This window comes from Corynebacterium sp. FDAARGOS 1242 (genome assembly GCF_016889985.1).
GTDB lineage: Bacteria > Actinomycetota > Actinomycetes > Mycobacteriales > Mycobacteriaceae > Corynebacterium > Corynebacterium minutissimum_B.
Genome location: NZ_CP069568.1, coordinates 2072609 through 2084534, shown reverse-complemented (window position 1 = coordinate 2084534; position 11926 = coordinate 2072609). Strand labels below are relative to the sequence as shown.

At 64.0% G+C, this 11926-nt stretch carries 4 protein-coding genes; 1 reads left to right on the top strand and 3 read right to left on the bottom strand.

Annotated elements, in window-relative coordinates; genetic code table 11:
• Positions 1-138 precede the first annotated feature (138 nt).
• The 3 genes from I6J72_RS09965 to I6J72_RS09955 all read right to left on the bottom strand — a co-directional run bounded on the left by I6J72_RS09965 (position 139) and on the right by I6J72_RS09955 (position 10622).
• The gene (locus tag I6J72_RS09965) at positions 139-570 is read right to left on the bottom strand and encodes a hypothetical protein (protein WP_204099070.1); all 432 of its coding nucleotides are present in this window, start codon (positions 568-570) and stop codon (positions 139-141) included.
• 6 nt (positions 571-576) lie between these two features.
• The gene (locus I6J72_RS09960; protein ID WP_204099069.1) at positions 577-1602 is read right to left on the bottom strand and encodes a DUF308 domain-containing protein; all 1026 of its coding nucleotides are present in this window, start codon (positions 1600-1602) and stop codon (positions 577-579) included.
• A gap of 101 nt (positions 1603-1703) precedes the next feature.
• On the bottom strand, positions 1704-10622 hold the full coding sequence (locus tag I6J72_RS09955) for a type I polyketide synthase (RefSeq protein ID WP_204099068.1): 8919 nt from the start codon (positions 10620-10622) through the stop codon (positions 1704-1706).
• Positions 10623-10936: 314 nt separating this feature from the next.
• Here I6J72_RS09955 and I6J72_RS09950 point away from each other — a divergent pair, with 314 nt between their 5' ends.
• Positions 10937-11926, top strand: a complete 990-nt coding sequence (locus I6J72_RS09950) for a hypothetical protein (protein ID WP_204099067.1) — start codon at positions 10937-10939, stop codon at positions 11924-11926.

Sequence of the window (11926 nt, the reverse complement as noted above, 5' to 3'; positions counted from 1 at the left end):
CCGATGAAGTAGAGAGGCCGAGTGCTAAGCGCGGAGAGAATCCAGACTAGATGAGCTCCCGGTTGCATAGATGCGTCCGCCACTTGAAACCGTCGGGGAAATCTGCGAAATCTCCGTCAGTTAGGGCCCGGGCCCCGCCTATGTGTGCTCGACCTGTTCCGTCGAGTAGCTCGTGAACGTGTCTTCCCACGAGGCCCCCTCCTCAAACAGCACAAACAAGCCGACGGTTAGTGCAATCCTAATGATGAAACCGAGGACTACTCCCACCCCTGCGGTGCACAGCGCGATGATGGACCAGAAGTTCCTTTGGTCTTTCATGAACAAACCAGTAAGAGCCAGGGTGACGGCGGCGACGGGCACAACCGAGTCTAGGAAGAACATGAAAGGTAGGCAGGTGAGCACGCATCCGAGCAGCGCCGTGATGAAGGCGATGAGCCCCAGAACATTGGATTGCGGCTGCGGCGGCTGCTGCGGGGCGCCGTAGTAGTTCTGCTGGCCATACGGGCCATTCTGTGGAGGCGGGACGTGTGAGGGCTGGAAACCGGAGGGATGCTGGGGAGGTTGTGTCATAGTGTCCTATTTCAAAGCGAGGAAGAAGGGAATCTCAGTGCCAGGCGCGATAATCCCGAAGGCACCGTCTTCAGCGCCGTTCTCCGGCACGCTGACAGCAACTCTGCCGGTGCGCTTCTCCTGCGGCTGGAAAGGCGTGTCTGCGTCCATAAACCCGTCGACGTCCCACTTGATGGGTTGCCCGTTCTCCTCCTCGCCAGGGTCGAAGTAAAGGAACGCCATCTCAGAGCTAGCGTCGGTCTCATTACCGGTGTACGTCAGCGTCAAGTCAAAAACTAAGTACTTTCGACCATCTTCTGGCTTCTCATAAGACGGGTCCGCAGCCATGACCTCGTCAGTGCCGTCAAAGTTGAGGTTGGCTACGTCCACTGCCCATTCAGGTCCGTTCAACGTGGTGTTGAGTGGTAGGGGGGTTGAGCGCGAACCAGGGGTGCCGTCCTCAAGGATCTGGATGCCGTTTTCGTCGGGAACGCTGTTGAAGTACTCCGTCGAGATGGGGGTAGGGGAGCTTGTGCTTTCCGACGTCTCCTCACCCGATGGCTGCACCGTCGTCCCCACGACGGAGCTCCCTGCATTTGGAGTTTGTGTCGTATCCGGCAGAGAACCGATGAACTTCGCAGTAATGAAGAAGAGAAAGACTATCGAGGCAATGAAGCTACCCACCACGGAGATGAGCAGCGCGGCCACACCCCAGAACTTGGATTGGTTGTTGAGGAACAGTGCGACGATGGCAGTAATGAACCCCGCGACGAGCATGATCCAGCCCACGACGTAGATGCCGGGAACGCAGGCGATAATGGTGCCCAAGACAGCGAACACTGTGGCGATGATTCCGACGACGGAACTTTTCTTAGGCGGTTCGGGCTGGGGTGGCGGTGCCCCATACCCGCCGCCTTGGCTGCCAAAGGGAGCGCCCGGCGGCGGGAAGGACTGGTTGGCGTAGGGATTCTGCTGCGGGGCGCCGTGCTGCGGGGCTCCCTGCGGCCTGGGGCCCGGCGGCGGGTTGTGCGGCGGATACGGCGGCTGAGTCATCACGAGGCTCTTTCGGAGGTGGGGGGAGAGGTGAGTGGAACCTCATAATAACCGCAGCATAACCGCCGCGTGCGGGAACAGGGGGTAGGTGGGGAGTGCTCCTAGTTCTCTGGGTAGGTGCCGTCCTCGCTGAGGCGCGCGGAATCGTCGAGAAGCATCGCGATTTCCGCAGCCTTGGCGTTGTGCGCCGGCAGGCGGCGTCCTTCGATGACCTCGAAGAGCGGAGCGCGGCCCAACATGCCGGCCTCAAAGTGCGCACGGCCCGCACGCAAGCGCTGCTCGGCGCGCTCGCGCCACGAGGTGGCGGCATCCGCCCCACGCTGCTGGGCCACTGCCTGCTCGAATACGCCCGGGTGAGCGTAGACGATGAGCGCGCTGACGTGGCCGAAGCCAAGCGAGGTCAGCGCCGCGGCCTTCACGCTGTGGCCCGCAGAGCCGAGGTCCAGCGGGGAGCGCAGCCACACCAGGTTGGGTGCCTTCGGGGCGATGAGTGGGTCGACGCAATCCAGGGAGACGTTCGCCGGGATGCGCTGCGTACGGAAGACATCAATGATGCCGCCGGTTTGGAAAAGTGCAGCACCCGCCTTGGAGTGGCCGGTGAGAGTCTTTTGGGAAATGACGAACATCGGCTGGTCCTTATCGCGGCCAATCGCCGGCCACAGCAGGGAGTGCAGCTCCGACTCGTTGGGGTCATTGGCGTTGGTGGAGGTGTCGTGCTTGGACAAGACGCTGACATCGTTGGGTGTCAGGCCCAGTCCGCGCAGCGAGCGCGCCAGGCGGGAGTTTTCCCGGCCGCGGCCAGCACCCAGCGCACCCAGGCCCGGGGCCGGGATGGAGGTGTGGGCGCCGTCGCCATAGGAGGCCGCATGCGCGACCACCGCGAGCACTGGCAGTCCTAAGTCGGCTGCTAGTGAGGCACGAACGAGCAGGACCGTGCCGCCACCTTCGCCTTCGAGGAAGCCGCCGCGACGGCGGTCGTTGGCGCGGGAGATGAAGCGATCATCGATGCCCTTGGCGGTCATTGTCGCGGTCTCCGCGGTGGCGTTCATATCGCCGAAGCCTTGGAGGGATTCCACCTGGACATCGTCGATACCACCGGCCACGACCACATCTGCCTTGCCCAGCGCAATCTTGTCCACGGCCTCCTCAATGGACACCGCTGCGGTAGCGCAGGCACCGATGGGGTGAATCATGGAACCGTAGCCGCCCACCAGGGATTGCATGGTGTGCGCCGCGATGACGTTGGGCAGGGCCTCCTGCAGGATGTCGGACGGGCGTTCCTCACCGAGGAAGCGGGTGACGAAGACCTTGTGCAGGGACTCCATGCCGCCGATACCGGTGCCCTGCGTAGTGGCCACCTGACCCGGGTGGATGGAGCGCAGCAACTCTGCCGGGGAGAAGCCAGCCTGAGTAAAAGCATCCACTGCAGTAACCAGATTCCACACCGCCATGCGGTCGAGGGAATCCAGCATGTGCTCCGGGATTCCCCACTTCGCAGCGTCGAAGTCATCCGGCATCTGGGCGGCCACGGTGCGGGTCAGCGTGGCCTTGCGTGGCACCTTGACCGTGGCACCTTTGCGGCGGGTGACCTGCCATTCGCCATCCGCCTCTACGATGCTGACGAACTCCGGATCCGCTTCCTGGATATCGCGGGCGGTGGCTTCCGAATCCACCGTGAAGGTGACGTCGCGGTCGAGGAAGACGGTGGTCAGGTCGATGGATCCACGGTCGGTGAGATGGTACTTATCCGTGAGCGTGCGGATACCGCAGCGCGCGACGACCTCATCGCGGAAGCGCTCGAAAATGTCCTCTTCGGCAATCTCTTCGTCGTCGTTCACGACGAACCACCCCGGGTGCGGGTCCTCACGCCATTCCACCAGCCCGGTCATCCAGGCCAGCTCCAGCACGCCGGCAGCGGTGAGCTCTGCGGAACCATCGCGCTGCAGGCCATACTCGGCCTCGAAGCGCGTGCGGCCGGAGCCCCACGAGGAGACCTCGCCGATACCGGCAATGACCACCATGTCCTCCAAGTCCGTGGTGACCTCACCAATCTCCTCTTCCAGGCCTGGCTGTACCGCCTGCACCTGGTTGGGCAGCGCGGTAATGGTGGCAGGGCCCTCATGATCGTCGTGCGGAACGACGCCAGTCGGCTCCGCACCTGCGGCAAGCTCGGTGAGGGAGAAGCCCTCCAGGCCGCCAGTGAGGTCCTTCTCCACCGGCGCGTGAGCTGCCTGCTCGCGAACGTCCGTGCTGGCCAGTGCCATAAGCTCGGAGGAAATCTCCTCCGGGCTCCACACCTTGATGCCGGCCTTCTCGGCGGCGGGCACCAGCGCATCATTGCCGCCCATGAGGTGCGTGCCGGCCACCCAGCCAATCTTGGCCTGGGCCAGGGTAACTCCCTGTGGCCAGCCGGCTTCGACCTTCCACTTGTTGAGGATGGCATCGAGCGCGGCCTTGACCTCGCCGTAAGCGCCGTCGCCACCGAAGGTGCCGCGGTTGGGCGAGCCCGGCAGGACAACATGGCAGCGCTTATCGACGTCCCCCTGACTCAACCTCGCCAGCCCCGCAATGGTGCGCTCGACAGACCACAGCAACAGGCGGGCCTGCGTCTCCGTCGTTCCGGAAGCATCTGCCAGTGAGCCGGACACGCTCGGCGCAGCGAAGGGGAAGGCCAGCGTCGGGGTCAGCGCAGGTTTGAGGATCTTGACCTCGTTGCCCACGGACTCGCGCTGCTCGGTGCCGATCCACTCGATGAGCGCATCGATATCGCGAAAGCTCGACAGGTTCGCCGGGACCAGCCACAGGGCGGAACCAGCAGCGCCGTGCTCAGCGTAGAGCGTGCGCGCGAACTCCTTGCGGGCTTGGCTGACACGCGAGGCAGTCATGATGACCGTCGCGCCGCCTTCCAGCAGGCGCTCCACCAGCGCGGTAGCGATGGAACCGGGCGCAGCACCGGTGACCAGGGCGACCTCGCCGGCATACGCGCCGGGCGTGGTGTCCACGGCAGCCTTGGCGATATCCTCGCGCTTCCACCAGCGCGCTTGACGTGCTAGGTCCTCGCCGGTACCGCGGAAGCTCTCAACTGGATACTCGGCCTGACCCAGGGCGACGCGGGCAAGGCGCTCGCGGGCGATGGCCCAGGAGTCGTCGAACAGCACGGCCTTCGTCGAGTCAAACGACGGAGCCACGGACTTGAGCCACCCAGAGCCGAGTTCTGCCTCGACGGCATCGATGACGGTGGTATCAGGAGCCTCGATGAGCTCTGGTTCGGAGTCCAGTCCCAACTGGGAGAGTACCTGGCGGGCAGCGGTGGCCAGCACGCCGTTCTCACCGGTGACGGTCTCGGCGAAGGCATCCAATGCCGAGGAATCCACCACGGCACCGCCACCGGCACCACCGGCAGCCGCGCCCTTGGACACAGATGCACCGTGAGCAGCGGCGACGCCCTGGACGGCGGTGTCGATAAGCTCGTGCGCTGCGGACTTGGAGGTAGCACTGGCCGGCACGGTGTTCAGCGAGCCACCGCGCACCGAATCTTCCTCGCGGGAGCCGAGCAGGATTTCCGCTTCGACGTGGGCAACCCAGGATTCGGGCAGACCCCAGGATCCGGTGACGTACTCAGCCACGGCGGTGGGCTTGAGGCCAGCGGCACCAAAGAGCTGGCGCAGGCGTGCTCCGACGGCCTCACCGAGCACCGGACCGAAGGCAGCATAGCCCGGAGCCGCAGTGGAAACCTTCTCTCGCAGCGTGGCTACGTCGGCATCGGCGGCACCATCGATGGCGGGCACGCCCAGTTCCGCCGACATATCCATGAGCAGCTGGTTACGGCGCGAGGATACGCCGTTGGTGAGCTCCTCCACGGTGTCGGAGTCCAGGATCTGATCCACGCGAATCTTGTTCTGGAAGGCGAAGAGCACCATGATGGCCTCGGCGGCGCCGAAGCGCAGTTCGGGGGCGTCGCCAGACGCGACGCCCGGGGCTGCAGATGCAGCAGTAGGTGCAGTTGGTGCAGCCGGCGCTGCCTCGGCTGGTGCTTCGTCGGCCTGTGGCGTTGCCTCCTCAGCGACGGATTCCGCAGCGGGTTCTGGGGTGGGGGCCTCGGAGACGTCGGCAAGCATGACCTGGTCCTGGTCGCGCTCCACGTTGAGCACGCGGATGGTGCCCTCCGGGATACCGGCAACTGTGAGCGAGCGTTCAGCCAGGTTGGTCAGCGTTGGGGAAGAAGCCAGGCCGACCTCGATGATCTGCTCGACCTTGCCAAAGAGGAACTCCTGGGTTTCAATCCAGCGCACGGGTGAGGCGAACTGCCAGGACAGTAGCTCAATGAGGAGCAGGCGGGCGAGCTCGTTATCGTCCATGTCCGCAGCATTGAGCCCGTCCAGCTTTCCGGACGGCGCTAGCGGTGCCACAGCATCGACGAAGTCTTGGGTGAGCTCGAAGGGGCGGGCCACCAGGTTAGGGATGTAGCGGCCCACCAGGGCATCGAGGTCCAGCTGTGCCGGAAGCAGCTCGTCGAGCTTCTCCGCAAAGGCCGGCACGCCTTCGCGCAGCACGCGGGAGTGGAAAGGCACGTCGATGCCCGGGACCATGACGGCTGCGCGCGGGGCGATGGCATTGGCCTTGTCTACCAGGGCCTTGAGCCCCTTCTTGGTGCCGGCGATGGAGTATTGCTGGCCACGGATGTTGTAGTTGACAATCTCCAAGAACTCGCCGGTGGCCTCGGCGACCTCAGCCACCCAGGCGTCGACGTTGTCGGCATCAATGCCCGCCATGTTCGGGCGCAGTGCCGCCATGGCGTATTCGGAATTTCCTTCGGCATCGCGCGGAACCAGGCTGCCCATGGCGGAGCCGCGGGAATAGACGATGTCAATGACACCCTCGAGGTCGAAGATGTTCGCCAGCGAGGCAAGGGCGGTGTATTCGCCCAGGGAATGTCCGGCGAAGTAGGAAGTCGGTGCCAGGGCGTCCTCGGCACGCAGGCGCTCAGTTTGGGCATAAGCCACCACAGCCAGGGCCACCTGCGTGAACTGGGTCAGGTGCAGCACGCCCTGCGGGTGGCGGAAGGTAGTGCCGCGCACGGAGAGTTTCGTGGGGTTCTCATCGATGATCTTCTGGATGCTAAAGCCCAGGTTCGCGCGGGTATGCGCATCGGCGCGGCGCCAAGCTTCGCGCGCTGCTGGGGAAGCTTGGCGGTCGCCCTGACCCATGCCCACTGCCTGGATACCCTGGCCGGGGTAGACATACGCCGTGGTCGGCGCGGCGAGCAGGGCCTGGCCGCGGGAGACCACTTCGCCGTCGATGCGGCAGGTGACTTCGAGAGCTTGGTGGATGCCCTTGCGGCCGACGCGCTCAACGGTGATCTCGATGTCATCGCCCAGCTGCACCATGCCGTACATGGAATAGGTCCAGCCCACCACGCGGCCGTGGCGCCCGGCCACTTGCTGCGCCGCAGCGGAGAGCCACATGCCGTGTACGAGAGGCGCTTCCAGGTTGACGAGCTGGGCCGCGTTATAGGAAGTGTGAATCGGGTTATAGTCGCCGGAGACCAGCGCGAATGGCGTCATATCCTGCGGGGCGGTGACGGTGGCGCGGTCGATAAAGGAGCGTGGCGTCGGCACCACCTTGGTGGCGGACTTTCCGCCGCCCCACTCTGGAGCGGGCTTCGGCGCTGCGGTTCCGGTAGCGCGGCCGCGGATGGCAAAGCGGTGCATCTGCGTGGCCACGATGTCACCGGACGCGTGATCCGTGAGCTCGAGCTCCACCGTCACGATGCGCCCAGAAGCAGATTCCTCCACGGCGGTGCAGGAAGAGGTGACGTCGATCTGGCGGCCGTCGGCAAGCTGCTCTAGCGGCACCCGCACGTCGATGACGTGGTCCAGGTGCACCGCGTTGAGCAGGCCCTCAATGACCGGATAGCCGTCCTCCAGACGCCCGGAGCCGAGCGCGGCATAGATGGCCGGCCAGCAGGGGCCGACCAGAACGTCCGGGGTGCCCGCCTTCTCTGCGGAGGAATTGCCGCAGGTCACCGCGCTGTGGGCCGATAGCAGCGAGGCAGGGAAGTGGAAGGAGTAGCCCGACTCCACCGTGGGCATCTCCGTGATCTCATCGCCCTGTTCGGCCGTGGATCCTACACCGGCCAGGCCCTCCAGGAGAGCAAAGACGGAGCCTGGCAGGCGCTCCTCGGAGACCACCGGGGAGCCGCCCGTGGCCACGTCCTCTGGCAGGTCTACGGGAACGGTGACCTCGTGGACGTAGAAGGGACGCTGCTCTTCAGGGAGATCATCCCAGTAAGAATCAGCGGTGATGACGATCTCCCACTTGCCCTCGGCATCCTGGCGCAGGTCGAAGGCATTCTCATCCATCTCGTGTGCCGGGTTCGCCATCAGGTGGCCATGCCACAGCAGGGTAGGCGCGGTGCGCAGGAACGCGGCCTCATCGGCAGCAGAGTTCAGGCGGGAGAAGGCCTTCTGCGGGGTCGAGCCCTGCTCCAGCAACGCATCCGTGGTGGCCTGCTCGAAGCGGGCAAGCAGGTCTGCCACCGGCTCGTTCTTCGCGGTAATACCTGCCACGGCCACTGGACCCGGGATGATGCGCACTTGGTCGGCGGTGTAGCGCTCATCCTGGGCCTGCCAGAGAGTGTCTTTGCCAAACCAGGACTTCAGGTCACCATCGATGGCGGGTACCCACGGCATGGGCTTGACGTGCTTGTAGTGCAGCGAAATCCACCAGGCGGCATCGCGCGCGGAGACCTCCGTAGTGCGCGCGGCGGGGTATTCAGCCAGCAGCTTTGCGATGGCCTGCGGGGCATCGTGGACATCCGCTACGTCAGCGAAGAGCGTTTCAATCTGTCCGTGGTCAGCCGGGTTCAGGCGGGCCTCGACGCGGTGGAGGAGATCCAGGAAGCGGTCATCCCAGCTCGGATCCACGAACGGGTGGGCCAGCTCCACAAAACGCTCGAGCCACGCGGCGTAGGTCATGGATTCCACGTCGCCGAAGTAGGGCTTGCAGGTCTTGGCTAGAGCACCGATGATCTCCTGGCGGTGTGCCGGGTACTCCTCGATACTGAGGGAGGTAATGAGGCGTGAGGCTGCAGCGAAGGAATTGTCCAGGTCGTGGATGTCTGCCAGCAGGTGGGACTGCGATGATGCCACGCCGTGCGCGCCGCGGCCACGGCCTACCCATCCGCCGTTATCCTCCGGGCTAATGCCAGTGGTGTTGACCAGCAGGTCCTTGACGGAATCCGTGGCTTTGGCCTCCTTGGTAGCCATGGCGACGGTGCCGAGGAAGACGGCGTCGACAGGCATAGCAGGCAGTCCATGCGCTTGTGCCCACGCGCCGGTGAGGTACTCCGTGGCGCGCTCCGGTGTGGCGATGCCGCCGCCCACGGCGAGGTGAACATTGCTGTGAGCGCGGATCTCAGCGTAGGTCTCCAGCAGCATGTCATCGAGGTTTACCCACGAGTGGTGGCCGCCGGCATGCCCGTCCTCGACCTGCATGATGATCTGATCATCCGGGTAGGCAGCGGCGATGGCCAGCACGTCCCGGATTTGCTTGGCGGTGCCGGGCTTGAAGGAGATGTAGGGGAAGCCGTCCTCGTGCAGGCGCGCGAGGAGCTCGCCGGCTTCTTCCACCTCGGGGATACCGGCGGAGATGCACACGCCGTTGAAAGGCGCACCGGCCGCACGGGCTTTGGGCACGATGCGTGCCTGGCCAAACTGCAGGTTCCACAGGAAGCGATCGAAGAACATGGTGTTGAACTGGGCGGTTCGGCCCGGGTGCAAGTGCTTTTCCATGACCGCGAGGTGGGCACGGAAGACCTCTTCGGAGTACATACCGCCGCCGGCCATCTCCGTCCAGTGCCCAGCGTTGGCGGCAGCGGCCACGATCTCACCGTCAGCGGAGGTCGGAGTCATGCCGCCCAGCATGATGGGGGACAGGCCAGTGAGATCCGAAAAGCGCGTCTGCGTAACGGTGCGCCCGCCGGGAAGCTCAAGGATGCGTGGTGCAAAGTCGGCGTAGTTCAGTGCAGTGGGCAGTTCGGTGCCGGGCGTGGTGAGAGAGTCGATGGCCTGCGGGGTGCTTGCTTCCACGACGACAACTCCGGTGCCCTCCACCGCGCGGCGCGTGATGGTGGCCAGTGCCCGGTCGAGAACGATGAGATGAGTAGCGTCCAGAGCATCTAGCGTCTGCGGCCAATTGTGCTCAGCCACGAGGATGGCCTCTGCGTGCTGGCGAGCGGCATGTTCATCCAAGCCGCACTTCTGAGCCAACGCCACGGTGCGCTCAGTGGCCATAGCGAGCACCGGGTTATGGAAAGGCAGAGCTACGGGCAGCTCGTCGAAACGCGCTTCGAGCTCATCACCGCCGATAGTGCGCTCCTCTAGAGCGGCATTGTGCTGCGCAGCAGCGCCTTCAATCGCCGCGCGCGTTGCCGCAAGGTCTTCTGGACTGCCTGATAGCACGAGGTGGCGCCGCCCATTCACCACGGCGATGTCCGCTGTGCCGTGCAGGCGCTTGACAAGGAAGTCGCGCTCGAGCCCGCGCACCGACAGCATCTGCGAGCGCGGATCGGTACCGTTTACCGCCGTAGAGGCCGTGCCCATGAGGAGGGCTAGGGCTAGGGCTTCCGCTGGCTTATCGACGGCCATCTCCCCCAAGCTTCCCTGCGAGTGCCCCGCGGTCAGGTCGAGTGAGACACCAAGGTCCCGGAGTTGCTCGATGGCCGCAATTTGTCCCAGCACGATGCCCGGGATGGAGACGGCTGGGAGTACATCGCCGGGCTCGCGTTCTGCCTCCCCGCCGATGAGTTGCTCCACACGTTCCACCGCACCGGGACATGTGGAGGCTACCGAGCGGGCTACCGGGGCGATGAGCAGGCGAGCCTGGGCGAGAACCTCCTGCAGGCGCTGGGCAGTGGCTGGAGTGTGCGTAGCGGCAGCGATGAAGCTTTGCCATTCAGAGCCCTGACCCGCGAAAAGGACGGCTGGGTGGGGCATAGAATGCAGCGGAGTTACAGGCATTTTTCCTCTTTGTGCTGGTCGGGGATAGGTCTCTGACTAGTTGAAGAGCATTAGTTTGCCCAACATAACTAATCATGATGACGCCACCGTAGTCGAAGCTCGACTAATAGAGGGCCTCCCGCGCGCAAAATGTGAGGTTTTTCTCACGTTTGATGTGGAGGTGGGGGTGCTCTCGCGCTTCTCGACGAGCGAAGATGCTCAACCTTTTGTATTCTTGGCGGCACTGCAGCAGCTCGGGGGAGAGTGACGTGTGTGGGGACCTCACGACCAGCTCGCTCAGTATGTAGGTAACACACAAATTTCTAGGGGGGACAATGTCTCAAACCGCATCTCATAAACCAGCCAAAACCCCAGCAGCACTCAGCACTAGGCGCGTAAAGAAGGCCATGGAGAAGCTAGCCGGCACGCTGGAAAACAACTCCATGGGCCTGCCTACCATCCGGATCCCGGGTGGCCGCATGAGTATTGGCGTCAACGACGAGCTGGGAGGCCTCTCCATTCTTGGCTATTGGGGTGGCTCGGTGTGCTTCGATCCAGACCGGCAGCCCTTGCGTATGGACGTCAACGACTTTAACGGTGGAGGTATCTCCGGCAATCTCGTCGCCGAGCCCTGTGGAAGCTCCATAGCGCACTCACATCTGCGCGTTTATGCACCGCCTTACCTGCCGTCGACAGCAACGAATTCGCAGCTCAAGAGCATCATTTCTGGATACGCGAAGTCCCTCTCGGCGGTCTTTGCACGCTTCGATGAGCATTTTCCGGAGGAACCCTCCGAACCTATGCGCGGTGCTGGGCTCAAACCCGTGTCTCCACACTATTTCAGTGAGGTGTACGAGGTATCAGCAGTCGGCATGTGGCGCGTGCACCAACGCGCAACGCGCCTAGTCTCGATGGAGCACCCAGTTCACGTTGTGAACCACGGCAATGGCACGGTGGGCATCACGATTGAAGACCACACGATTACGGTGCAGGCGGCATGCGACGGCTCCGACGATATCGAACTAAGCCTCGTGACCCCGTCAGGGCGGTGCCTCTGTGACCTTGATGCCCTCGTGCGCTGGGCGGAATTCAAGAATGATGTCCAGTATGCGTACTCCGCGCGCATTGAGACTGTACGTCGAGGTGCCGACGAGGACCTAGTCCTTGTCACCACGGCCCGCATCCCCACTGGCTGGGGCTACACGGACGCGCAGCTGGATCACCAGTTGAGCACTCTGGTGAGCCAGCTGATCTGGGCCGGGGAGGAGTTCTACTCAACGTTCAACCCCAGCCGCTTCATGAGCTATGCCGAACGTGCTGCCTAA

Coding starts and splice junctions, on each gene's coding strand:
- I6J72_RS09965 (WP_204099070.1), bottom strand. CDS start 570: ATGACACAACCTCCCCAGCATCCCTCCGGTTTCCAGCCCTCACACGTC.
- I6J72_RS09950 (WP_204099067.1), top strand. CDS start 10,937: ATGTCTCAAACCGCATCTCATAAACCAGCCAAAACCCCAGCAGCACTC.
- I6J72_RS09960 (WP_204099069.1), bottom strand. CDS start 1,602: ATGACTCAGCCGCCGTATCCGCCGCACAACCCGCCGCCGGGCCCCAGG.
- I6J72_RS09955 (WP_204099068.1), bottom strand. CDS start 10,622: ATGCCTGTAACTCCGCTGCATTCTATGCCCCACCCAGCCGTCCTTTTC.